General features: G+C 62.1%; 21 protein-coding genes. 3 read left to right on the plus strand and 18 right to left on the minus strand.

All coding sequences use genetic code 11. The annotated features are described in order from the left end of the window. Positions 1 to 52: 52 nt before the first annotated feature. Positions 53 to 232 carry a hypothetical protein gene (locus PZH32_RS09665; RefSeq protein WP_275207853.1) on the minus strand — a complete coding sequence of 60 codons (180 nt, stop codon included), beginning with the start codon at positions 230 to 232 and terminating at the stop codon, positions 53 to 55. A 100-nt stretch (positions 233 to 332) separates the two neighbouring features. On the opposite strand from PZH32_RS09665, the gene PZH32_RS09670 reads away from it, so the two are divergent. Beyond that, positions 333 to 980: a flavodoxin family protein gene (locus tag PZH32_RS09670; protein ID WP_275207854.1), complete on the plus strand. Its 648-nt coding sequence runs from the start codon at positions 333 to 335 to the stop codon at positions 978 to 980. A 67-nt stretch (positions 981 to 1,047) separates the two neighbouring features. On the opposite strand, the gene lepA is transcribed toward PZH32_RS09670, so the two are convergent. Beyond that, on the minus strand, positions 1,048 to 2,853 hold the full coding sequence (gene lepA / locus PZH32_RS09675) for a translation elongation factor 4 (protein ID WP_275207856.1): 1,806 nt from the start codon (positions 2,851 to 2,853) through the stop codon (positions 1,048 to 1,050). 328 nt (positions 2,854 to 3,181) lie between these two features. Between lepA and rpsT the strand changes: the two genes are divergently transcribed. After that, positions 3,182 to 3,718, plus strand: coding sequence for a 30S ribosomal protein S20 (gene rpsT, locus PZH32_RS09680; protein WP_275207857.1), 537 nt, complete (start codon positions 3,182 to 3,184; stop codon positions 3,716 to 3,718). Positions 3,719 to 3,860: 142 nt separating this feature from the next. Beyond that, entirely contained in the window at positions 3,861 to 4,970 is a 1,110-nt protein-coding gene (locus tag PZH32_RS09685) for an MBL fold metallo-hydrolase (protein ID WP_275207859.1), read from the plus strand. A gap of 23 nt (positions 4,971 to 4,993) precedes the next feature. Here PZH32_RS09685 and holA read toward each other — a convergent pair whose 3' ends face one another. The 16 genes from holA to PZH32_RS09765 form a co-directional block, all read right to left on the minus strand. Next, positions 4,994 to 5,989 (minus strand): DNA polymerase III subunit delta, encoded by a 996-nt coding sequence (holA, locus tag PZH32_RS09690; protein ID WP_275207860.1) that lies wholly within the window; start codon positions 5,987 to 5,989, stop codon positions 4,994 to 4,996. A gap of 5 nt (positions 5,990 to 5,994) precedes the next feature. Then, entirely contained in the window at positions 5,995 to 8,142 is a 2,148-nt protein-coding gene (locus PZH32_RS09695) for a DNA internalization-related competence protein ComEC/Rec2 (RefSeq protein WP_275207862.1), read from the minus strand. A 232-nt stretch (positions 8,143 to 8,374) separates the two neighbouring features. Continuing rightward, positions 8,375 to 9,163: a helix-hairpin-helix domain-containing protein gene (locus PZH32_RS09700; RefSeq protein WP_275207863.1), complete on the minus strand. Its 789-nt coding sequence runs from the start codon at positions 9,161 to 9,163 to the stop codon at positions 8,375 to 8,377. A 153-nt stretch (positions 9,164 to 9,316) separates the two neighbouring features. Continuing rightward, positions 9,317 to 10,591: a tRNA uracil 4-sulfurtransferase ThiI gene (thiI, locus tag PZH32_RS09705; RefSeq protein ID WP_275207865.1), complete on the minus strand. Its 1,275-nt coding sequence runs from the start codon at positions 10,589 to 10,591 to the stop codon at positions 9,317 to 9,319. Next, a complete protein-coding gene (locus PZH32_RS09710) occupies positions 10,592 to 10,852 on the minus strand; it encodes a DNA-directed RNA polymerase subunit omega (protein ID WP_275207867.1) in 261 nt (86 codons plus the stop codon). An 18-nt stretch (positions 10,853 to 10,870) separates the two neighbouring features. Beyond that, positions 10,871 to 11,434 (minus strand): guanylate kinase, encoded by a 564-nt coding sequence (gene gmk / locus PZH32_RS09715; protein WP_275207868.1) that lies wholly within the window; start codon positions 11,432 to 11,434, stop codon positions 10,871 to 10,873. A 24-nt stretch (positions 11,435 to 11,458) separates the two neighbouring features. After that, on the minus strand, positions 11,459 to 11,770 hold the full coding sequence (gene mihF, locus PZH32_RS09720; protein ID WP_275207870.1) for an integration host factor, actinobacterial type: 312 nt from the start codon (positions 11,768 to 11,770) through the stop codon (positions 11,459 to 11,461). 123 nt (positions 11,771 to 11,893) lie between these two features. Beyond that, positions 11,894 to 12,634, minus strand: a complete 741-nt coding sequence (gene pyrF, locus PZH32_RS09725) for an orotidine-5'-phosphate decarboxylase (protein ID WP_275207871.1) — start codon at positions 12,632 to 12,634, stop codon at positions 11,894 to 11,896. Then, entirely contained in the window at positions 12,628 to 13,560 is a 933-nt protein-coding gene (locus PZH32_RS09730) for a dihydroorotate dehydrogenase (protein WP_275207872.1), read from the minus strand. Before PZH32_RS09730 ends, pyrF begins: the two co-directional genes overlap by 7 nt. 9 nt (positions 13,561 to 13,569) lie before the next feature. Further along, positions 13,570 to 14,364: a dihydroorotate dehydrogenase electron transfer subunit gene (locus tag PZH32_RS09735; RefSeq protein WP_275207874.1), complete on the minus strand. Its 795-nt coding sequence runs from the start codon at positions 14,362 to 14,364 to the stop codon at positions 13,570 to 13,572. A gap of 44 nt (positions 14,365 to 14,408) precedes the next feature. Continuing rightward, the gene (gene carB / locus PZH32_RS09740) at positions 14,409 to 17,627 is read right to left on the minus strand and encodes a carbamoyl-phosphate synthase large subunit (protein ID WP_275207876.1); all 3,219 of its coding nucleotides are present in this window, start codon (positions 17,625 to 17,627) and stop codon (positions 14,409 to 14,411) included. Further along, positions 17,628 to 18,986, minus strand: coding sequence for a glutamine-hydrolyzing carbamoyl-phosphate synthase small subunit (gene carA / locus PZH32_RS09745; protein WP_275207877.1), 1,359 nt, complete (start codon positions 18,984 to 18,986; stop codon positions 17,628 to 17,630). It abuts the gene before it with no gap. Positions 18,987 to 19,280: 294 nt separating this feature from the next. Continuing rightward, positions 19,281 to 20,198, minus strand: a complete 918-nt coding sequence (locus PZH32_RS09750; protein ID WP_275207878.1) for an ABC transporter ATP-binding protein — start codon at positions 20,196 to 20,198, stop codon at positions 19,281 to 19,283. Positions 20,199 to 20,213: 15 nt separating this feature from the next. After that, positions 20,214 to 21,218: a FecCD family ABC transporter permease gene (locus tag PZH32_RS09755; RefSeq protein ID WP_275207880.1), complete on the minus strand. Its 1,005-nt coding sequence runs from the start codon at positions 21,216 to 21,218 to the stop codon at positions 20,214 to 20,216. Then, entirely contained in the window at positions 21,211 to 22,167 is a 957-nt protein-coding gene (locus PZH32_RS09760) for a FecCD family ABC transporter permease (RefSeq protein ID WP_275207882.1), read from the minus strand. The genes PZH32_RS09755 and PZH32_RS09760 overlap by 8 nt, the downstream gene beginning before the upstream one ends. Before the next feature lie 51 nt (positions 22,168 to 22,218). Continuing rightward, positions 22,219 to 23,199, minus strand: coding sequence for an ABC transporter substrate-binding protein (locus PZH32_RS09765; protein ID WP_275207884.1), 981 nt, complete (start codon positions 23,197 to 23,199; stop codon positions 22,219 to 22,221). Positions 23,200 to 23,240: the final 41 nt, after the last annotated feature.

Consider the following 23,240-nt stretch of genomic DNA (forward strand, 5'->3'; position numbering starts at 1 on the left):
AGCATACCCATAACGATGGCGTAGAGCGAAAAGGACTTCTTCATAGAACCGCCTAGAGAATGCCAAACAAGAGCAGGCCGAGCATGGCGAAAATGCCCAGAATGACCACGAGTACGGCCACCAGCACAAAGGTCTTCGAGGCGCCGGACATGCCGGCCCGCTCCCGCTCCTCGGCTATTTTCTTCTCATCGAAAGGGTCGTTGATCCAGTCGTAGTCTTCGTTCTTCGCCATAGCGCACCTTGCAATTGTCTTTCAAATGTTCAAACTTGATGGCACTAGTTTAATAGATGCTACAATCCAGCCAAGCAAAAACACGAGAAGAGGAGACAGCGTGAAAGTACTGCTCATCAACGGAAGTCCTCGCATGAACGGCAATACGAATCGAGCATTGGAGGAGTGCGCCGCAGCGCTGCAGGCTGAGGGCATCGACACCGAGATCGCCTGGATCACGAACAAAGAAATTCGCGGCTGCATTGCCTGCGGCATCTGCATGCGCACGGGCAATAACCAGTGCATTTTCACCGAGGATTGCTGCAACGAGCTTATCCAGAAGGCTGGCGAGGCTGACGGCCTTATCATTGGCTCGCCAGTGTACTATGCCGGGGCCGCCGGATCGCTCGTCTCGCTGCTCGATCGCATGTTCTATGCCGGCGGATCGGTGATGCGCTTTAAGCCCGCGGCCGGTATCGGCGTGGCCCGTCGCGCCGGCGCCATTGAGGCGGCTGATCAGATCAACAAGTACTTCCAGATCAACAACATGCCGGTTATGAGCAGCTCGTACTGGGGTATTGCCTTCGGTCGTCAACCGGGTGAGACCGCAGCCGACGGCGAAGGCATGCACACCATGCGCATGCTTGGTCGCAACATGGCCTGGATGCTGAAGAGCCTCGAGGCCGCCAAGGCCGCCGGCGTCAACCCGCCCGAGGTGGAGCCGAAGGTCATGACCAACTACGTCCGCGAGGACGTCATCCAGAGCTAGCGGCCACCTCTAGCTCTAGCCATGTAGCCCTGCGGGGCCAGGGGTCTCTGCCGGGATCTCCCCTTCCCTACTCGTCTACCTTCAAGATAGCCATGAAGGCCTCTTGCGGCACTTCCACGTTGCCGATGGCCTTCATGCGCTTCTTGCCGGCTTTCTGCTTTTCCAGCAGCTTGCGCTTACGGGTAATATCGCCGCCGTAGCACTTGGCCAGCACGTCCTTGCGTTTGGCCTTTACGGTCTGACGGGCCAGAACGCGGCCGCCGATAGCGGCCTGGATGGGCACCTCGAACATCTGGCGCGGGATGATCTCCTTCAGCTTGTCGCACAGGATGCGGCCGCGGTCGTAGGCCTTGTCGCGATGCACGATAAAGGACAGGGCGTCGATGGGCTTGCCCGACAGCAGAATATCCAGCTTCACCAAGTCTGAAGGCTTGTAGCCGTCCATCTCGTAGTCGAGCGAGGCGTAGCCTTTGGTGTTCGACTTCAGCTTGTCGAAGAAGTCGAGGATCAACTCGGACAGCGGAATCTCCCAGAGCATTTCCACGGTAGTGGGCGACAGGTAGTTCATGGTGACGAAGTTGCCGCGTCGTCCCACAGCCAGGTCCATGACGGCGCCCACGTAGTCGGGCGGCACGAGGATCTTCGCCTTCAGGTACGGCTCTTCCACGCGCTCGATGGAGCCCGGATCGGGCATTTCCTGAGGCGAGTGGAGCGAGATCATCTCGCCGCCCTTCAGGTACACGTGGTATTCCACCGAGGGGGCCGTGGCCAGCAAGTCCAGACCGAACTCGCGCTCGAGGCGCTCCTTGATGACCTCCATGTGCAAAAGACCCAGAAAGCCCGTGCGGAAACCGAAGCCCAGAGCATGGGATGTCTCGGGTTCCCAGATAAGGGCCGGGTCGTTGAGCGACAGCTTCTCCAGGGCCTCCTTGAGGGGCTCGTATTGATCGCCGTCAATGGGGAACAGGCCGGTGAACACCATGGGCTTGGCCTCGCGGTAGCCGGGTAACGGGCTGTCCGAGCCGCCCTCGGCGGTGGTGATGGTGTCGCCCACCTTCACCAGGCTGACGTCCTTCAAGCCCGTGACCAGGTAGCCTACCTCACCCACGTACAGGGCCGGCTCGGCAATTTCCTGGGGATGGCGGGCGCCCACTTCCTCGACGAGGGTCTCGGTGCCCGTGGCCATCATGCGAATCTTGTCGCCCTTCTTGATATGGCCGTCCACCACGCGAATGAGCGCCACTACGCCGCGATAGGCGTCGAAGTAACTGTCAAAGATAAGGGCGCGCAGCGGAGCATCGCCATCGCCCTCGGGCGCGGGAATGTTGTAGACCACCGCTTCCAGCAAATCGTGAATGCCCTCGCCGGTTTTGCCGGAACCGAGGACCGCGTCGTCGGCGGGAATGGCCAGGCCGTCCTCGATCTCGCCTTTCACGCGCTCCGGTTCGGCCGCGGGCAGGTCGATCTTGTTGATGAACGGGATGATTTCCAGATTGGCGTTCATGGCCAGCATGGCGTTGGCCACGGTTTGGGCCTCGACGCCCTGGGTGGCGTCTACCACGAGCACGGCGCCGTCGCAGGCGGCCAGCGAGCGCGATACCTCGTAGGTGAAGTCCACGTGGCCCGGGGTGTCGATGAGGTTCAGCTGGTAGGTTTCCCCATCGTCGGCGGTATAGCTGACGCGCACCGCCTGACTTTTGATGGTAATGCCGCGTTCGCGCTCGATGTCCATGGAGTCGAGCAGCTGCGCCTGCATATCGCGCTTGGCCACGGTGCCCGTCATTTCCAGGATGCGGTCGGAAATAGTGGACTTGCCGTGGTCGATATGGGCAATAATCGAGAAATTGCGAATATGGGAAAGCTCGTGGGTCACAGGTTCCCTCTCATATATGTACGTCTCGCGAAGAATTACCCGCCACGGGGAAATTTCTTCGGCTTCCTGCAGTCAGTCTTTGGTATTCTATCGCATTGTGTATCCAGCGATACGTACGCGCGGTGATTCCACCGCCAAATCTGCAGACGTGGCTGCGTTTTAGATCACGCTCGCTGGCAAGGGTCTTCGGAACAGCGTTCCGGCCCGAGGACGGACAAATCCCGCCGCTCCTCGTATAACACGTTCGCCTGGGCGGTTGCACCGCTGCGCGTTCGTGTCGTTGGATACCAAAGGGATACCAACCACGAACGAAGAAAGGCACTATTTCATGGCTAACATCAAGTCCCAGAAGAAGCGCATCATCACCAACGAGAAGGCTCGTATGCGCAATCGCGCCGTCAAGGCCGAGCTGAAGACCGCTACCCGTCACGTCAAGGACGCCGTGGCTGCCGGCGACGGCAAGGCTGCCTACGCCTTCGCTTGCGAGGCTTGCCGCCTGATGGACAAGGCTGTCACCAAGGGCGTTATCCACAAGAACCAGGCCGCCAACCGCAAGAGCGGCATCATGCGCCTGGCCAACACCGTGGTCACCCCGGCCGACATCGAGGCCTATGAGAAGATGACCCCGAAGCCCCAGAAGACCGGCTCCAAGAAGGCCGAGGCCAAGGCTGCTCGCAAGGCTGCCATGGCTCAGGCTTCCGAGGAGAAGGCCAAGCGTCGCGAGAAGCAGCTGAAGGAAGAGAAGAAGGCTGCCGAGCGCAAGGCCAAGGAGGCCGAAGAGGCTGCCAAGGCCGAGGCTGAGGCCGCTGCCGCCGAGGCTGCCGAGGCCGAGGAGGCTCCTGCTGAGGAAGCCGCCGCCGAGTAGCACACCTGGCTTAAGGCTTTGACGCCGCCCTTCGGGGCGGCGTTTTTTATTGGCAACGACCTGGTGTCTTTCACCTCGGCGTTACTGCGGGCCGCTGATGCCTCACGTACAATGGGGACAATGTCAACCAAGGAGATCAACGATGATGGATATGGACCAGTACATCGAGCGCGTGCTTGAGGCCGCGCCGTCAATGCCCGATACGCCCTTCGGCGAGCCGGTGTTTCTGCTGCCCCATTTGTATCTGGTGCGCGTGCCGTTGCCTTACAATCCGCTGAAGGCCATCAACTCCTACTTCCTGCTTGACGACGACGGCACCACGACCATTGTCGACGTGGGCTTCAACCATCCGGACAGCGAAAAGGCCCTAAACGATGCCTTGGCAGCGCTGGGCCGCTCCTGGGACAAGGTACAGATTGTGCTTACCCACAGCCATCCCGACCACACCGGCAACCTGGATCGCATCTGGCGTCCCGGCATGCCGGTGTTCGCCAACGCCCATTCCTTCCAAGAGGTGAAGAACCTCATGGCCATGGAGGAGAACGTGTACGGTCCGCTGCTGCTGCAGGCGGCCACGCTGGAGCAGCAAAGCGAGATGGTGTTCAAGGACGGTAAGCCGAAGTTGCATGTGTCCGCCGAACTGCTTCCCTTGGAAACCTATCCTGTCATGACCTATCTCAGTGAGGGCGACGTTTTCGAGGCCGGCGGCTATCGATTTCAAGTTATTGAGACGCCGGGCCACGATGCCTGGCACATCTGTCTCTACGAGCCCGAGGGCAAGTTCATGATTGTGGGCGATCACGTGCTCGAGCGCATTACTCCGTCGGTCAGCAGCTGGTTTCCCGCCTATAACGCTCTGGAAGAGTTCCTCGACAGCTTGGCAAAGGTGGGCGAATACGAGGCGAAGCTGATCCTCCCCGCCCATGGGAAGCCCTTCACGGGCCTGCAGGAGCGCGTGGCCTTCCTCATTGAGCACCATCACGAGCGCCTGGAGGAGATTTACCAGCTGGTAGCTGCGGGGCACGACGACATTGTGTCCATTTCGCAGAATGCCACCTGGCGCTACCCCGATTGGCAATCGTGGCCCCTCGACCAGAAGTACTTCTCCATGGGCGAGACGCTGGCCCATCTTATCTATCTGGTGCGCGAAGGCCGCATTCTTCAGGGCATCTGCGGCTACGAGTACTATTTCCGCATGCCCTATGACCGCACGAAGTTGGCTTTGGCCCCTGTCTCACCGAGTCGGGACTAGGGACGCAGCGCGGAGTCTGGTGGCTACCGAGGACGCGGCGAAGATGCAGGCTGCCTGAGGGTGGCAATGACCCAGCTGCGGAAGGTCTCGTCGGGGTCGGAACCGCTCTTCATAGCCTGCTCGGCATCACGGGCGGAGGCCAGAGCACGGCGCAGTTCCTGGGGCGTGAAGCGACGGGCCTGGGCACGATGGTTTTTCACGCGCCAATCGGGCAAGCCCAGGGTTTTAGCCAGCATGCCGCCCTCCCCTCGCGCGTTCAGCGACTGGGCGCACATAAGCTCGCGAATGCGGCCCGTGCACAGGGCAATAAGCTGCAGCGGCGACACGGAATCCATCATGGTGAGCAAAGCCAGGCAGCGCACGAGGTTGCGATCGGCGAAGGCGTCGGTAAATGTCCACGGTTTCACCTCGGAAGTGCGTGCCACCAGCGAACGCACTTCGCGATCGGACACGGCGTCGGGACCGAGGTGCGCCAGGGCGATCTTCTTGAGTTCGCTGTCGAGGTGGACGGTGTCCTCGCCCACCAGCTCGACCAAGGTAGTGGCCGCCCCTTCGGTGAGGACAATGCCATGGGAAGTGGCCATGGCACGCACCTGCTTCGGCAGCTCCCAGCTTTTCGGCGCAGCGCAGGTGATGACGGCCTTAGCACCCACGGCGGCAACGGCTTTGTAAAGTCGGGTGTTCTTTGCCAGCTTCTCGGCCTCCAGGGCCAGCACCGTGGTTTCATTGGGGGCTTTGAGATAAGCGATCAGGGGCTCGGTGTCGGCCTTCTTCAGTTTCTCGGTATTGCGCACGTAGACAAGCCGCAGCGGGCTGGCGAATGGCACCGTGTTGCAGGCCGAGACAATGTCCTCGCCGGTGGCTATCTCGCCATCGAATTCGTCGGAATTGAAGGCAATGTCGCCCAGTTTCTCCAGGCGGGTGCGCAGGCGCTTGATGACCGTCTCGCGCTTGAGGGCATCCTCGCCTACCACCAGGTAGGCGCCAAGGAAATCAGATTGTGGGGTCGCTTCGCTCATGGCGCCTATTGTACCCGATCGAGAGGCTCTTCACGCTGGGCGCGAACGGTAATCTTCTGGGCGGTAAAGGCAACGGCGACATCTCCCTGTTCATCGCTGCGAAAGACGCGCGTGTCCGTCTCCTTAAGACTCGCAAGACATTCTGGAGCAGGGTGGCCGTAGCGGTTGTCTTCGCCGACGCTGATCAGGGCGACAGAGGGAGCGAGAAGCTCAGCTGCGCCGTGGTCGAGGCTGACCCGTGATCCGTGATGGCCCACCTTGAGAACGTCGATGCCCTCAGCTGGCAGATAATCGGCCATAGCGGCCAGCTCCTCCCCTTCCGCATCGCCGCAAAAGAGCATCGACCATTCCGGTGTGCCGTCGCCGTTACCGTCGTAGGTGCACAGCAGGCCGAGGCTGTCGGCATTGCCGCCTTCATCGACAAAGCATGCAGGCCATATTACTTCCAGTTGAAAGCGACCGCAGGCAATGGTGTCGCCCACGGAAAGGCCGACCAGGGAAAGCGGGAGCCGTCCCGGAGTGTCGTTGTTGCCCGCCGCTACGAGGGCTTTGCACGAGCCACAGGAACAAGAGAGCGTCTCTTGCGCCACGAGAACGTCCGAGAAGGAAACGACTCCCCGCAGGGGCACCAGCGAGCCGCAGTGGTCGTCATCGTGGTGACTGACGGCCACAGCGTCTAGGGCTACCACACCGTGACGCCCCAAGGCTTCCTTAAGTTTGCGTTCCTGGTTGCCCGTATCGACGAGCAGGTTGTGACCCTGGCTGCGCAGAAGAAAGGCATCGCCCTGCCCTACGTCTAGCATGACAAGTTCATCCTGTTGAAACAGGGGGTTTACCGCCAGAACGCCAACCAGACTCAAGGCGATGACGCCTGTGGTTATCGCGGCTCTTTTCGGAGTGATGCGTGGCCACCAGAGCCAGAGCGCAACAGCGCAAAAAGCCGAAAGTGCCACCATGGTGGTAAGATCGGCAGCTACGGGAATACACCCTAAGGGAATGGCGCCAAGCAAGGTAGTGGCCGCAACAAGGGGGCGGCAGCACAATGCCGCAACCCCGATGGCGAGGGGCGCACAGGCTGGCAGCAGTAACGCCAGGGCCGTGCCGGCGAATCCGCCCAGGCAGCTGAGCGTAAAGAGCGGCGTGGCAATGACGTTGGCCAAGGGCGCCACCAGGGGCAGCTGGGCAAAAAGCGCCGCCCCGTAGGGCTGCGTCATCAAAGCCGAGGAGGCCGTGAGGGCCAGAGGATCCCCTATCAGCGTCCGCGGCCACCGTCTCTCTGTCGGAAAGCCCTCAAGCAGCAGGCGCGAAAACAGAAGAATGCCCAACGTAGAGGCTGCGGAGAGGAAAAAGGAGGCGGACAGTGCGGTGGGCACATCGAAAACGACGAAAACAACGAGGCATAAGCCCAATGCGCTGAGAGCCGAGGAGCGTCGGCGAGCGATGAAGGCCAGAAGAGCCGTGGCTGTCATGAGGGCAGCACGAAGGGCGGAAACGGGCAATCCGGTAAAGGTGACATAGGCCAAAAGAAAAAGGCCGAGCAGGGTCGATGAGGTGCGATGGCTTAAGCGAAAGGCTCCCATGAGGGCCATGACGAAAAGCGTGACCAGCGAAAGATGAGCGCCGGAAACAGCTACCAAGTGAGCGAGTCCCGTTACCTGGAAAACCTGGTAGGTCTCCTCTTCCTCCAAGGTTCGTCGGTACCCGCAGACCAATGCCTGCAGAAGCGGCGCTTCGTTCCCGCCGAATTGCGCAAGGGTGTCGAGGGCGCGCTGCCGTAGACGCACCATGCCGGATAGGCGTATTTTATCCTGGTCGATTGATGCACCGTCGAGCGTGCCAGCCAGCCCCTTGCTCCATGCCGAAGCAGCTGCTTTTGAAGAGAACGGCTTCAAGGTCCCCTTAATGCTCAGCTGGGCTCCTTGAAGCAGCTGCGCCTCGCTTTCGCCCAGGTACAGCCGTACTTTGACGCTCTCCCCGCAGTCGCTTTTGGCCTGGGCTGCGGCCTGGGCGCCAAATTGGGAGGACCGGGCATCTTCCGCAAGCGTGACAATCCATGTGCGTGGCTGATCGATCAGTTCGGCTTCTGTGCGATGGAGCGATGCCGCGCTGGCGCCGGAAACAGCCATGCCCAGCGCCACGCCCAGGATGAGCACCGCCCCTCCCGAGAGGCGCCCCCGAAGGCCGCAAAAGCCAAGCACCAGCAACAGCGCAAGAACGCCCAGTGTCGCAAGAGCAACGCAACGGCTGATGGAAACATCCTGGAGTCCCGCGTACGAACAGGCGGCCGCCGCCCAAAGGCTCAACCCCATTAAGAGCAGGGGCGGAAGCGAAGGGCGCGGCGGCCGATCTTCTTCGGTGGGAGCAAAGCGAGGGGCGGGAGCCATGCTAGACGCAGATGAAATCGCGCAGGGATTCGAACTTTTTATCGCCGATCCCTGAGACGCGCTTGATGTCCTCGATGGTCTGGAAGGGACCGTTGGCCTCGCGGTCGGCGATGATCTTGGCGGCAGTGGCTTCCCCGATGCCCGATAGCGTAACTAGCTCCTCGGCACTAGCCTGATTGATATTTACCAGGCCCGAAGAAGCAGTTGAAGATCCTCCTCCAGCCGCCGTGGAAGCACTGCCTTCCCCGCTGGAAGACGCCGAAGGTGTCGTGGGGGCTGGGGCCTCGTCTTGAGTGGGAATGAATACCTGCTGACCATCCTCAAGGCTTGAAGCAAGATTTACTGCTGCTGTCGAGGCCTTCTTAGTAAAGCCGCCGGCGGCATCGATGGCGTCAATGATGCGAGAACCCGCTTCCAGATAGAATACGCCCGGGCTTTTCACGGCGCCGTCCACGTGGACGCAGAGGAGCGAGGCCTCAGGGAGAGGGGTATCTTCGGGTGGCGGCCCGCTGGGGGTTGGATTGCCTGCGCCGGATGCCGGGTTCTCGACAGGGGCTCCTGTGGCGGAAAGATTATTCGGGTCATCTCCCTCCCCTGCCGTCGACGCCTCCTCGGCAACGGGCTGCGTCGTTACCTCGAAATCCGAGGGGCCGAACCAGGGCCCCAAAGTCACGACACCTACGCCCACCAGGACTAAAGCCAGGGCGGCAATGCCAAAGGCGGCAGATCGTGGTAAATCGGAAAGATGGAGGCGAGACAGCAGGCTGGTGGACTGATCTTGAAAGCTCATGGCAACTCCTTTGAACGCAGGGAGTGCCACGGTACGCGCCCACCGTCGCAAGAGTGTCGCCGCGAATTCGCAAGCGCGGAGCATGAGCGAAGATCGCGGAAAGAAAAGACCCGGCCTGAAAGCCGGGTCGATGCACCTGAGGAATAAAAAGGGCTAAGCCTGGGGCGTCTCGCCTTGCGCAGCGTCTTCTTCAACGCCCATAGCTTCAGCTTTCGGCCGACGCTTCTTTGGCGGTCGATAAGACGGACAGGCGTAATCGTGGACCTCCGCCGCATCGGCAAGCTCTTGCACCCACTGGTCAAGGGGGAAGGCCGCCTCGGCAGCTTCGACGTCGGCCAGCTTTGCATGGGTTTCCGGGTTGCGGGGCATGAAAAGCGTGCAGCAGTCGGGAGCATCCTGGGATGAGATGTCGAAGGTGCCCAACTGCTGGGCCTGGTCGATGATCTCCAGCTTGTCGGATCCGATAAGCGGTCGCAGCACCGGCAGGGTAACAGCGGCGTTAGTGGCCTTGATGTTGTCGAGAGTTTGCGAGGCCACCTGGCCCAGGCTCTCTCCCGTTACCAAGGCGCCCGCGTGCTCGCGGCGCGCAAGCTCCTCGGCAACGCGGAACATGAGACGCCGATAAAGAATAACGCGCAGCGCCGGCGGAGCGGAGATGGAGATATCCCGCTGATAGTCGCCGAAGGGCACCACGTAGACACGGGCGATGCACCCGGTGCGCTCCAGCACCCGCGCGATGTCATCGACCAGGAACTCCGACGCATCGCTGGTTTGAGGACGCCCGGAAAAATGAACGCCAATGCACACGGCGCCGCGACGGGCCATGCGCCACAGGGCCACGGGAGAATCGATGCCCGAGGAAAGCAGGCTGACTACTGTCCCGGAGCTGCCCACGGGCAGACCGCCAATGCCACGCTCGCTGCGGGCGTAGACATAAGCGGCGTTCTGCACCACCTCAACGCCGACGGTGACGTCCTGCCCTTTCATTTGCACGCGCTTCTCAGGGAACACCTCACAGAGAACTTCGCCGATGTCGCGGTTCATCTGCATGGAGTCGATGGGGAAATCGGTGTGGTTGCGACGGGCGGATACTTTGAAGCTCTCGAAGGCGCCCGCTTCGCCCAGGGACAGCACGGCCGCTTGCCCCATAAGCTCCATGTCGCGCTCTACCTTGAATCCGCAGGAGACGCGAGCCACACCGGGAACGCCCAGGATGGCGTCGGTGCACTGGTTGGCCACGGCCAGGCTGGTACCCTCCTTGAGGAAAACCAAAATGCGGCCGGAGATGCGATGAATGGTCACAATCGGGTAATCACGAAGAAGCGCCTCCAAGTTCTTCTGAAGGCGCTTCTCGAATACGCTGCGGTTGCGTCCCTTCAAACCAATCTCGTGGTAGTGCACGAGAATAATTCGCTGGAACTCTTCCATTTAGTGGTTCTTTACGTCGATGGACTCGGGATCGTAGGAGACTTCGCCGCGGGCGATCTCGTTAAAGGCCATGGACAGCGGCTTGGTGTCGGCGGCACGGGCAATTTCCACGGCCGTCTGCAGCTGGATAGCGCGATCGCGCTGGCCGCGCATCATGTCGTTGATGTCGTGGGCGCGCTTGGAGGCCAGGGCGCACAGCAGGAAGCGGTCGTTGTCGGTCTCGTTCAGCAGTACGTCGATTTTCGGTTCGATAATGCTCATAGGTTGGCAGTCCTCTAACTATTTTTCGGCGGTTTCGTTCACGTAAGCAACAAGCTGACGAGTGGCCTCGTCAAGATCGTCATTTACCAGCCGAATATCATACTCCATTTTGTGGGAAAGTTCCACCACGGCGGTGTCCATGCGCTTTTGCACGGCCTCATCGGTCTCCGTGCCGCGGCCGCGCAGGCGTCGCTCGAGCTCTTCCAAAGAAGGAGGCTCGATAAACACCAGGTGGGCCTCGGGCATTTTCTCCTTGACTTGAAGAGCGCCCTGCACCTCGATTTCAAGGATGACCTGCTTGCCCGCGGCCATTTCGCGCTCGACGGAAGCCCGGGGCGTTCCGTAGCAGTTGTCAGAGTAGGTGGCCCACTCGAGAAAACCACCCTCATCAGCCAGGGAGAGGAATTCCTCTTTCGTCATAAAATAATAGCTAACGCCCTCTTCCTCTCCGGGACGAGGGCGCCGCGTGGTGGCAGAAACGGAAACCCAGGTATCAGGCACCTCCTCCACCAAACGGGCAATGAGTGTTCCCTTGCCGGTTCCTGAAGGACCGCTGATGACGAATAGATTTCCGGTTCTCATGTATTCCTTTGCTTGGATGGGATGCTATTTGGCCAGACGCTGGAGCAAAGCCTCGCGCTGACGCTCGCCAATACCGCGAATGCGGCGGCTCTCGGCAATCTGCAGCTCTTTCATGATGCGCTCGGCCTTGGCCTTGCCGTAGCCCGGCAGCGTCTCAATGAGCGTCGAGATTTTCATGCGCCCCACGACGGGATCGTCGCGCATGTCGAGCACCTGGGCAACGGTCAGTTTGCCGGTTTTCAGCTCCTCGCGGACTTGAGCGCGCTTGATGCGCGCAGCCTTAGCCTTCTCCAAGGCTTCGGCGCGGGCCTCAGGACTGAGTTCGGGGATAGCCATGGTTTTGTTCTCCTTCCGGTTTGGGCTGCCGAAATAGTACCATGCATTGATGACGAAAAACACGTCATTTGTCGTGAATCATTAAAACTTAAAGGAATTTGCTCACTTGCATTATTCTAAAAATTACCTGGATGCACGGGCAAGTTCTTCGACAATAGCGTCAAAAGCGGCCTCAGGGTCGGGTGCCTCAGTGATGGGGCGACCTATGACAATATGCGACGCGCCGGCAGCGAAGGCCTGAGCGGGCGTGGCAACACGGCTTTGATCCCCCAGGTCAGCCCCGGCGGGACGAACGCCTGGCGTGACGATATAGGCCTCAGGCCCCAATAGCTCGCGCAGCTTCGCAGCCTCTTGCGGCGAGGCCACTACGCCGGCAATACCCGCCTCCTTGGCCTGCTCGGCCAAGGCTAGCACCTGCTCGGGCAGCGGGCGCGTTACGCCGGTCTCTGCCAGGGCCTCGGGACTCATGGAGGTGAGTACGGTAATGCCCAAGGTGGCGGGCACGTCTCCGCCGTATTCCGCAGCTCCAGCCTCGGCGCCGCGCTGGGCCGCTTCCATCATGGCACGACCGCCCACCGTATGCATGGTGATCATGTCGGCGCCGCTGGCGGCCGCCGAGCGCGCGGCTCCCTCCACCTGGTGCGGAATGTCGTGGAACTTCAAATCCAGAAAGACGTTGAAGCCACGGCGCTTGAACATCTTCACAATGGCGGGGCCCTCGGCGTAGTAGAGCGTCATGCCGATTTTCAGCCACTTGGCTTTGCCGGCCAGCTTGTCGGCTAGGGCAATAGCCTCCCAGGCATCGCAGTCGAGGGCGACAATGACGCGGTCGGCGGCAGGTTGGGAATCGAATGCAGTTAGCACTGAAGTCCTCCGATCAGCTCGTTGACATCGGCTACGCCCTGCTCTTCGCAGTAGGCGATGATGCCGTTGATAACGTCCACCGTGGCGGTGGGGTTCATGAAGTTGGCGGTGCCCACGGCCACCGCGGTAGCGCCGGCCAGCATAAACTCGATGGCGTCCTCGCCGGTGGTGATGCCGCCCATGCCCAAAATGGGCACCGACACGGCCCCGGCGCACTGCCACACCATGCGCAAGGCCACAGGCTTGACAGCCGGACCCGAGAAGCCGCCCACCACGCGAGCCAGCTTGGGCTTGCGGGTGCGCGCATCAACGGCCATGCCAAGAAGCGTGTTGATAAGCGAAATGGCATCGGCGCCGGCAGCCTCGGCAGCCCGGGCAATCTCCGCCACGTCGGTGACGTTGGGGGTGAGCTTCACAATGAGCGGGCGCTTCGTGGCGGCGCGGCACATCCCTACCACCTTTTCCACGCTGGGAACATGGCAGCCCATGGTCATGCCGCCGGCGTCCACGTTCGGGCAGGAGATGTTTACCTCGTAGGCATCCACAGGAGCCTCTTCCAAGGCCTCGATGACCTGCACGTACTCGTCGAAGCTGTGGCCGGACACATTTACGATGGTGGTAGCGCCGATGCTCTGCAGCCAGGGCAGCTCGTCGGCCTTGAGGTGCGCAACGCCGGGGTTCTGAAGACCGATGGAGTTCAGCATGCCCGAGGCCGTCTCGGCAATGCGCGGCGTGGCATTACCCTCCCAGCCATGGAGCGAGACGCCCTTGGTGGTGACGGCGCCCAAGGTGGCCACGTCGACGAAATCGTGGTATTCCTTGCCCGCGCCGAAAGTGCCTGAAGCGACAGTGACCGGATTCTTCATGGCCAGGCCGCCCAGGTTCACTGCCAGCTTGACTGAAGTTTCTTGGGGTTTCATTGTCATAGCGGCCTCCTACCACACAACCGACGTCGAGGGGAACACGGGGCCGTCTACGCAGGCGCGCTTTTTGCCGTCCACGGTGTCGACCACGCAGGACAGGCAGGCGCCCACGCCGCAGGCCATGCGACGCTCGAGGGATACCTCGCAGAAGACGCCGGCCTCCTCGGCCATGGAGGCCACCAGACGCATGAGGGGCTCGGGGCCGCAGCAGGCCACGTAGTCGAAGTACTGGCCGGATTCGGCCGCCTCGGTCAGAGCCGCCTCAACCAGCGGCGTGCAGAAGCCGGCGTGGCCGTAGGTGCCGTCGTCGGTGGAACACGCGGGCTCACAGCCCAGAGCCGCTGCGTAGCGCTCGCGGGCCACGAGGGCGTCAACCGTGGAGGCGCCCAACACCGCATGTACCTCCACGCCGCGCTCGACGAGTTCCTCGATGAGCGGGTAGAGCGGCGCGCTTCCCACGCCGCCGGCCACCACCAGGGCACGCTTAGCGCCTTCGGGAATATCCCAACCGCGGCCCACCGCCCCGATGAGCTCGACGGTATCTCCTGCCGCCAGACTGGTCATGTGATCGGTGCCGAACCCCAGCACCTGGTACATCATGTCGACAGTGCCCTCTTCAAGATTGCGGGCATAAATGCCCAGGGGACGGCGGAGGATATGGTCGGCCATGCCAGGAATGCGCACGTGCACGAACTGCCCCGGTTGGGCCGTGGCCGCAATCTGCGGAGCCTTGACCGTCATGAGCCAGATGTTGCACCCCGCTTCCCGATTCTCAAGAATGGGCGCGGTCTCGTTGTAGAGGGTCATAGGCTCTCCCGTCGGCTCTGGGGCTTTAATGGTTGTCGCTCATTCTACTCCATATCCTGCAGGGAGCACACCCCGAGAGCGCCGCCGCGGGCCGCCTCCATGCCGGCAATCATGGCCTGGGCGCCGGCCAGGGTGGTGGCATAGGTGATGCCGTGGCGCACCGCAGCCCGGCGCAGCTCGTAGCCGTCGTCGCGGGTGGTCGAGCCCAGAGGCGTGTTCACCATGAGCGTGATCTCTCCTGAGGCGATGCGCTCGGCCACCGAGCTCTTCCCCTCGTGAATTTTGCCCGTTACTTCGCAAGGAATGCCCGAGGCGGCCAGCACCGCCGCCGTGCCCTCGGTGGCTAGCAGGCGGAAGCCCAGGCGCGCCAGTTCGCGGGCGATGAAGGACACGGCGCGCTTGTCCTGGTCGTTCACGGAGATGAAGGCAGTGCCGTGGGCGGGCTGATCGTAGTCAATGGCCATCTGCGTCTTCATATAGGCTGCGGGGAAGCTGCCGGCGCAGCCCATCACTTCCCCGGTGGAGCGCATCTCGGGTCCCAGCAGCGCGTCCGCTCCGGGGAAGCGGCCGAAGGGCATGACTGACTCTTTCACGAAGAAGCGTCCTGGGCGGCCGAAGTGCTCGGGCAGCGTGAAGTCGGCCAGGCGCTCCCCCGCCATGAGGCGGGCGGCAATTTTCGCTAGGGGCACGCCCGTGGCCTTGGAGATGAAGGGCACGGTGCGGCTGGCGCGCGGATTGGCTTCGATGACGTAGACCACGCCGTCCTTGATGGCGAACTGGATGTTCACCAGGCCGCAAACGCCCAGGGCCAGGGCAATGCGGCGGGCGATGTCGGCCATTTCCCCCTGCACGGCCTCGGAGAGCGAGAACGGCGGCAGGCAGCAAGCCGAGTCGCCGGAGTGAATGCCTGCCATCTCGATGTGCTCCAAGATGCCGCCCAGATAGACCTCTTCGCCATCGCAGAGGGCATCGAGGTCGCACTCCACAGCTCCCTCGAGGAACTTGTCCAGGTAGACGGGATGATCCGGCGACACCGTGGCCGCTTCGGCCACATAGCGGGCCAGGCCGGCCTCGTCGTAGACGATGCCCATGCCGCGGCCGCCGAGCACGTAGCTGGGACGCACGAGCAAGGGATAGCCGATGGCGGCCGCCGCCGCCCGGGCCTCGTCCATGCCGGAGGCCATGGCCGAGGGTGGGTAAGCGACGCCCAGCTCGTCGAGGAGCGCGGCGAAGCGGTCGCGGTCCTCGGCCAGGTCGATGGCGTCGGGGCTGGTGCCCAGGATGGGCACCCCGGCCGCTTCCAAAGAGCGCGCCAGCTTGAGCGGCGTCTGACCGCCCAGGGTGACTACCACGCCGTCGGGATCGGTGGCCTCCACCACATCCATGACGTCTTCGAAGGTCAGCGGCTCGAAGAAGAGCATGTCTGAGGTGTCGTAGTCGGTGGACACCGTCTCGGGATTGCAGTTCACCATGATGGTCTCATAGCCGGCTTCGGCCAGCGCGTAGCTGGCGTGCACGCAGCAGTAGTCGAACTCGATGCCCTGGCCGATACGATTCGGACCGGCGCCCAGAATGAGCGCACGGGGGCGGCTCTTGGGCGCCACCTCGGTCTCGTCGGCGTCGTAGGTCTTGTAGTGGTAGGCCGTCTTCGTGGGGAACTCCGCCGCGCAGGTGTCCACGGTTTTAAACGCAGGGCGCACGCCCAAGATCTTGCGGCAGGCGCGCACCGTGGCCTCGTTGGAGCCCGTCAGATACGCTATCTGGGCATCGGAGAAGCCGTAGCGCTTGGCCACGCGGAAAGCATCGGCGTCGAGGTCCTCCAGCTTCAGCGTGCTCAGGACCTGCTCGATGGCCACCATATCCGCCATGCGTGCGGTGAAGAAATAGTCGATGCCCGTGGCCGCGGTCAGGGCTTCGGCGGTCATGCCGCGGCGCAGGGCCTCGGCGGCCAGGAAGATGCGCTCGGCGGTGGGGCGCGCCAGGGCGGTGGTAAGCTCCTCATCGGAAAGGGCCGATTCCTCTCCTGCTCCATCGGCTCCCAAGCCGGCACGGCCGGTTTCCAGGGAGCGCAGCGCCTTGTCCAGGGCTTCCTCGAAGGTGCGGCCCACGGCCATCACCTCGCCCACAGCCTTCATACGCGTGGTCAAGGTGTCATCGGCGCCCTGGAACTTCTCGAAGGCGAAACGCGGAGCCTTCACCACGCAGTAGTCGATGGAGGGCTCGAAGCAGGCCGGCGTGGTGCCCGTCATATCGTTCATAATCTCGTCGAGAGTGTAGCCCACGGCCAAGCGCGCCGCAGCTTTGGCGATGGGAAAGCCCGTGGCCTTGCTGGCCAGGGCCGAGGAGCGCGATACGCGGGGGTTCATCTCGATGATGACCATGCGGCCCGTTTCCGGATGCACAGCGAACTGCACGTTGGAGCCGCCCGTAGCCACGCCCACGCGCTCGAGCACGGCCAATGAGGCGGCGCGCATGCGCTGGTACTCCACGTCGGTCAACGTTTGGGCCGGCGCCACGGTGATGGAATCGCCCGTATGCACGCCCATGGGGTCCAGGTTCTCGATGGAGCATACAATGATGCCGTTGCCGGCCGCATCGCGCATCACCTCCATCTCGTATTCCTTCCAGCCCTCGATGGACTCTTCCACCAGCACCTCGCCGGCGGGCGAAAGCTCCAGGCCCTGGGAGACAATGCGGGTCAGCTCCTCCTCGTTGCGGGCAATGCCGCCGCCAGCGCCGCCCATGGTGAAGGACGGACGCAGCACAACGGGGTAGCCGAGGTCAGCCGCAATGGCTCGGGCGTCTTCGACGGAGTAAGCGTAGCCGGCTCGCGACACCTCGATGCCCAAATCGGCCATGCACTCGTTGAAGAGCTTGCGGTCCTCACCGCGCTCGATGACGTCTACGTCGCAACCAATGAGCTCCACGCCGTAGCGCTCCAGCACGCCGGCTTTCGCCAGGGCAATGGCGGTATTGAGACCCGTCTGGCCGCCCAGGGTGGGCAGGCAGGCGTCGGGGCGCTCCTTCGCAATGACCTTCTCCACGAACTCCGGGGTAATGGGTTCCACGTAGGTGGCGTCGGCCAGTTCGGGGTCGGTCATGATGGTGGCGGGGTTGGAGTTCACCAGGATGACACGGTAGCCCTCTTCGCGCAGCACCTTGCAGGCTTGGGCACCCGAGTAATCGAACTCGCAGGCCTGGCCGATGACGATGGGGCCCGACCCGATAACCAGGATGCTCTTGATGTCCTCGCGCTTCGGCATTTACGCCACCTCTTTCTTCGTCTCGTCGGTCTCGCCGAACTTCCAGCCGGCCAAACGGTCGGCGGCAATGTCGATGTCCAGGTAATCTTCGGCGCCGGTCATCAGGCGAGCGAAGGCAGTGAACAAGTAGTGGGCGTCAGTGGGACCCGGTGAGGCTTCGGGGTGGTACTGGACGCTGAAAGCGGGAATGTCCAGGAAGGCGAAGCCCTCGGCCGTACCGTCGTCCAGGTTCACGTGGGTCAGTTGAATGCGACCGAAGCGCTCGTTGGCCACCACGGGGGCCACGCCGCGCGCAGCCCAGCAGCGCAGGTCTTCCTCATGGGCGTTGAAGCCGCCCGAGAGCTCCGGCATCAGCGCGCCTAGGCTTTGGAAGCGCGGGCAGAAGCCGTGGTTCTGGGCCGTCACCTCAACGCGACCAGTCAGCAGATTCTGCACGGGATGGTTGCCTCCATGGTGGCCGAACTTCAGCTTCTCGATGTCGGCTCCAGCGGCTTTCGCCATCATCTGATGACCCAGGCAGATGCCGAAAACAGGCACCTTGCCCAGAAGCTTCTCCACCTGCTGGTAGGTTTCGGCTACGGCATCTGGGTCGCCGGGGCCGTTGGACATAAACACACCGTCGGGATTCAGGGCGAGCACCTCTTCAGCGGCCGTGTTCCAGGGCACCACGGTAACGTCGCAGCCGGAGCGCACCAAGTTCTCAAGAATGGAGCGCTTGGCACCGCAATCATAGGCCACCACGCGGAAGCGGGTTTCAGGAGCCGGGATGGCGGCGAAGCCGTGAGAGACGGGAAGATCGGCGACGGTGTAGGAGCCCGCTTCTTCCCGCGACACCGTAGCCGCAAGGTTCACGCCCACCAGCGAGGGGCTCTCGCGCACCTTGGCGACAAGGTCATCTACGTTGCTGCTTTCCGTGGAGATGACGGCCTTCTGGGCGCCGTGATCGCGAATGTGGCGCACCAGAGCGCGGGTGTCGATACCTTCGATGGCCACCACGCCCTCGCGGCGCAGGAAGCTGCCGAGGTCCTCTTGGCTGCGCCAGCTGGAGGGCGTCGGGCACAAGTCCCGCACGATCAGGCCGCGCAGGGCCGGATGCTCGGCCTGAACATCGTCGAGATGCACCCCGTAGTTTCCCACCTGGGGATAGGTGAGCACCACAATTTGTCCCGCGTAGGAGGGGTCGGTGATGATCTCCAAGTACCCTTCCAAAGAAGTGTTGAAGCAAATCTCTCCGAAGGCTTCTCCCGATGCCCCGCAGGCAGTACCGCTGAAGACGGTGCCGTCTTCCAGCACCAAAAGAGCCGGCTGCGCCGGGGGCTTCGAAGTTTTCTCCAGGAGAAAATCAGCTACCTTGCTCATGAGCCATCCTTTCCGGTGGCGCTGCACAAGGCCTATAAAAAATCTCCCACCCTAGGGCAGGAGATCATAGATGCAATATTCCCTCTGTAGCGCACCTTGTCGGTCTCTCCGTACCGTTCTTTAAAGGTCGATTTTGATCATAGTGGGGCACGTGAGGTATGCAGGTGCACAAAACATAAGCGGGGTAAATGTATCCCTGAGTGGTTAAGTAAGGTTTAAGGGAAGACGTGCGATGCGCCCTGCTCTGCCCGATAGCTTGTCCGCATGGACTTGCCTCGACCCTCTTTCACCAAACTACCCAGCTAACCGATAGCTCACCAGCGAGGGCTTGTCGGTCCAGGGATCCGGTTCGATAAGCGCTTCCAGGCCGAAGACCTCCTTCATCATGGACGGCGTCATCACCTGTTCGGCGGTGCCAGCCGCTCGGATGGAGCCGTCTTTCATGGCAATCATCCAGTCGGAGAAACGTGAGGCCAGGTTCAGCTCGTGAATGACCAGGGCGATGGTCTTACCCTGGTCACGGTTGAGCGATTGCAGCAGCTCCAGCACCTCTAGCTGATGGGCCATGTCCAAATAGGTGGTGGGCTCATCAAGCAGGATGAGGTCAGTATCCTGGGCCAGAGCCATGGCAATCCAGGCGCGCTGGCGCTGGCCGCCGGACAGCGCATCGATAGCGCGGTCGGCGAAGGCGGTCAAGCGCGTTATATCCAGGGCCCAGGAGATAATCTCGTGATCTTTGTCCGTCAAGCGGCCGAACCCCTTCTGGTGGGGGTAACGGCCGTAACTGACCAGCTCCTTCACCGTAAGGCCACCCGGGGCCGAGGGAGACTGCGGGAGCAGTGCCATCTGACGGGCGATTTCCGCCGTAGGCAGCGAGGCTATGGCGGTCCCGTTCAAATACACCGCGCCGCTTCGCGTGGGCATGGTGCGCGAGAGCGCCTTGAGCAACGTGGACTTGCCGCATCCGTTCGGTCCGATAATAGAGGTTACCTTGCCTTCAGGGAGGGCCACGTCCATGGGCGCGATGATAAGGCGATCCTCGTAACCCACCGAGATGCCCTCACCGCGGAGCGCGGCATCGTTGAACCACGCACAGGAGCGATCGCAACCTTCGCAAATAAGGCTGTCTTCGGCGTCGTGGGCGGCTGCCAGCTCATCGAGGCTGCGCTGGGAGGCAACGGTATTTGGTTCGGTAGTGGTTTCGTGGTTCATGGCTCTCCCCTTCTCCTAGGATTTCGCCAGCAAGTACAGGAAATACGGGGCGCCGATGACGGCAGCCACCAGGCCCACGGGAATTTCGTTGGGTGCCAGCAGCGTGCGCGAGATGATATCGGCAGCCAGCATGAGCACCGCTCCCACCAGCACCGTGGCTGGAATAAGCACGCGGAAGTTCGGGCCTACCAGGCGCCGCGCCAAATGAGGACACACCAGGCCCACGAAGGTAAGGCCCCCGCCCACGGCACAGCACAGTCCCGAGCAGCCTACCGCCACAGCCAGCAATCCCTCGGAGGCCCGACGCACGTTAACGCCAAGCCCCGTGGCTGCTTGGGACCCCAGGGCAAGCACGTTGAGCGTGCGGGCGAAGAAAAGCGCCACGGCTACCAAGAAGGTAAGGCCCACGGCCAGCAGCATCACATTGGGCCACGAGGCGCCCCAGATGTTGCCGGCAATCCAGTTCTGCACGAAGGCATAGTCGCCGTCGGAAAGTTGCAGCATGAGAAGCGATGTCACACTGGAAAGCCCCGTGGCCAGCGCTACGCCAATGAGAAGGAGCCGCTTGGGGCTCGATACGCCGCGCACAATCGAAAGGCGCCATCCGACAAAGGCCACGGCCAGGGAGCCTGCAAAAGCAAGCACGGGAAGAGCAATTTCAGAGGCTACGGCTCCTGCCGGCACGAACACAATGAATGCCGCCACCAAGAGCCCCGCACCAGCATTGATGCCGAGGACACCCGGGTCGGCCATGTCGTTGCGCGAGATGCCCTGCAGAAGGCAACCGGCTACCGCTAGCCCAATGCCTACGAGCATGGCAGTCAGTACGCGGGGCAAACGCAGCTCGATAAGCGTGTAGGTGAGGCTTTGGCTGGCCTGCCCGGAAAGTATTTGCCCCAGCTCCTCCAGCGAGATGCTGCGATAACCGGCGTTGATATCGGCCCACAAGAGTACCGCGGCGGCTGCTATGAGCACCACAAACACGAAGGTTGTCCGTCTTTTCTGTCGCGCGTCAGTCAAGGTCCGCCGCCTCCCTTCGCGCGCCCCAAATGAAGAACGGCACGCCGATAATGGCGAAAATGAACCCAATGGGTACTTCGGTGGGGGCCATAACCGTACGGGCAATGACGTCGGCCAGCAGCATGAACAGCGCCCCGCCTACCATGGACGCAGGAATAACGGCACGGTAATCGGCGCCTACGAAGCGGCGCACCACGTGGGGCACCATCAGGCCCACAAAGGCTACGGGGCCAGCCAGGGCCACAGCCGCGCCGGCCAACACGAGCACCACAACCAGGCACAACGTGCGCGTTTTCCCCACGTTGATGCCCAGGCCCAAGGCTGCCTCATCGCCCAGCGAGAGCACGGCCACACGGCGTGCAAGCACCCACGCAGCCACCAAGGCCACTACGATAAAGGGCGCCGTAAGAGCCAAGGTATTCGCACGCACGCCCGCAACGCCGCCGGCGGTCCAGAAGGTCAGGCTGTAGCCGATGTTGAAGAAGATGGCCACCGCTTGGGCAAGCGCCGTGAGGAAGAGTCCCACCGCGCAGCCGGCCAGAACAAGACGCACGGGATCCACGTTGCGGCGACGGAAACTGACGCTGCCATAGACCACGACAAGCGCGAAGGCGGCCCCGGCGAAGGAGCAAAGCACAACGCCGGTGAAGCTCATGCCCGGCAGCAGCGCCAGGCACAAAGCCAGGGCGAAAGCCGCACCGGCGTTGATGCCCAGCAGTCCCGAATCAGCCAGCGGATTGCGGGTGACGCCCTGCATGATGGCACCGGCCACGGCGAAGGCGGCCCCTACCAAGATGCAGGCCAAGGTACGCGGCCCGCGCAGCTCCACAATGGCCACCTGGTCCTGGTTCGCCATATCGGGATGGATAAGGGCTTGAATGACCTGATCGGGAGCAATGGCCGTGCTGCCAAAGAAGAGGGAGAGCCCGGCGGCCAGAAAAACCGCCACGACTCCCCCTATGAGGAACAGCGATATGCGCACCCGGGACAAGAAGCGTCCTTAGGCAGCGTCGTTCTCGTGGGCACGGAAGAAGTCCACGAAGATATCGAGCTGGTGGGAAAGCGTAATGGGATCGCGATGCATGAAGGCCACCTGTTCGTAGGGCAGCACGCGGTCGGCCTTTACGGCCGGCAGGTTCTGCCACAGCTTGGAGTCGTCCACGTAGGCGCTGTCGGCACTGTCAAGGACACCGTAGAGGATGAAGTCGCCGGCGTAATCGGGCAGCGCCTCCACCGAGATGACCTTGTAAGTTTCATCGCCGTCTACCATGGTGGATTGGATGGGCTCTGGCGCCTTCAAGCCCCACATATCGTAGAGAATGGAACCGCCACGGGCAAAGCGGCTGCCCATGGTGTAGATCTCCTGGGGCCACACCTCCAGGATGGACACAGTGCGATCGCCCACGATGGACACCATTTCGTCCTTCACCATGGCCACCTGATCGTTGAACTCGTTGATGTAGGCCTCGGCAGCGTCCTCCTTGTTCACCAGGGAGGCAATGTAGCGGAACAGATCTTCGTCGGAGCGCTTGCCGTCCTGGATATACACCGTCGGCGCGATCTTGGAGTACTTGTCGTAATCGGCCTCGGTGATGGTAATGATGAGGTCGGGTTCCTTCTCGGCAATCATTTCCAGAGAGGTTTCAGCTGAGACGGTGTTCAACTCTTCAATGCCGTCGCACAGGCCAGCAAGGAAGGGGTTGTTCAACGCATAGGGCGACGCGATAACCGGCTTGACGTCCACAGCCAGCAGTTCGCCCAGATAGTAATCGGAAACAATGGTCTGCGGATTGGCGGGAATCTCAACCTGCCCCTTGTCCGTGTCCACGGTGCGCATGCCGTTGGCGTTCACGCTGGTGTCGGCCGCCTGGCCGCCTTCTTGGGCCGTTGCGGGCTCTTCGGAGGAGCAGCCGCCAAGTACCGGGGTGAGAGCCGCAACGCCCATCAAGCCCATGAACGTACGTCGAGTAAGGAATGCCATGGAAGGTCCTTTCACTTATCGCTCGGGGCTTCATAGGCCTC

The organism is Adlercreutzia equolifaciens (assembly GCF_029076695.1).
Classification (GTDB): Bacteria; Actinomycetota; Coriobacteriia; order Coriobacteriales; family Eggerthellaceae; genus Adlercreutzia; species Adlercreutzia equolifaciens_A.

Bases quoted from the DNA above. Each gene is read 5' to 3' on its own strand.
- PZH32_RS09665 (WP_275207853.1), bottom strand. From the start codon at position 232: ATGGCGAAGAACGAAGACTACGACTGGATCAACGACCCTTTCGATGAG.
- rpsT (WP_275207857.1), top strand. From the start codon at position 3,182: ATGGCTAACATCAAGTCCCAGAAGAAGCGCATCATCACCAACGAGAAG.
- PZH32_RS09685 (WP_275207859.1), top strand. From the start codon at position 3,861: ATGATGGATATGGACCAGTACATCGAGCGCGTGCTTGAGGCCGCGCCG.
- holA (WP_275207860.1), bottom strand. From the start codon at position 5,989: ATGAGCGAAGCGACCCCACAATCTGATTTCCTTGGCGCCTACCTGGTG.
- PZH32_RS09700 (WP_275207863.1), bottom strand. From the start codon at position 9,163: ATGAGCTTTCAAGATCAGTCCACCAGCCTGCTGTCTCGCCTCCATCTT.
- thiI (WP_275207865.1), bottom strand. From the start codon at position 10,591: ATGGAAGAGTTCCAGCGAATTATTCTCGTGCACTACCACGAGATTGGT.
- PZH32_RS09710 (WP_275207867.1), bottom strand. From the start codon at position 10,852: ATGAGCATTATCGAACCGAAAATCGACGTACTGCTGAACGAGACCGAC.
- gmk (WP_275207868.1), bottom strand. From the start codon at position 11,434: ATGAGAACCGGAAATCTATTCGTCATCAGCGGTCCTTCAGGAACCGGC.
- mihF (WP_275207870.1), bottom strand. From the start codon at position 11,770: ATGGCTATCCCCGAACTCAGTCCTGAGGCCCGCGCCGAAGCCTTGGAG.
- PZH32_RS09730 (WP_275207872.1), bottom strand. From the start codon at position 13,560: ATGACAATGAAACCCCAAGAAACTTCAGTCAAGCTGGCAGTGAACCTG.
- PZH32_RS09735 (WP_275207874.1), bottom strand. From the start codon at position 14,364: ATGACCCTCTACAACGAGACCGCGCCCATTCTTGAGAATCGGGAAGCG.
- carB (WP_275207876.1), bottom strand. From the start codon at position 17,627: ATGCCGAAGCGCGAGGACATCAAGAGCATCCTGGTTATCGGGTCGGGC.
- carA (WP_275207877.1), bottom strand. From the start codon at position 18,986: ATGAGCAAGGTAGCTGATTTTCTCCTGGAGAAAACTTCGAAGCCCCCG.
- PZH32_RS09750 (WP_275207878.1), bottom strand. From the start codon at position 20,198: ATGAACCACGAAACCACTACCGAACCAAATACCGTTGCCTCCCAGCGC.
- PZH32_RS09765 (WP_275207884.1), bottom strand. From the start codon at position 23,199: ATGGCATTCCTTACTCGACGTACGTTCATGGGCTTGATGGGCGTTGCG.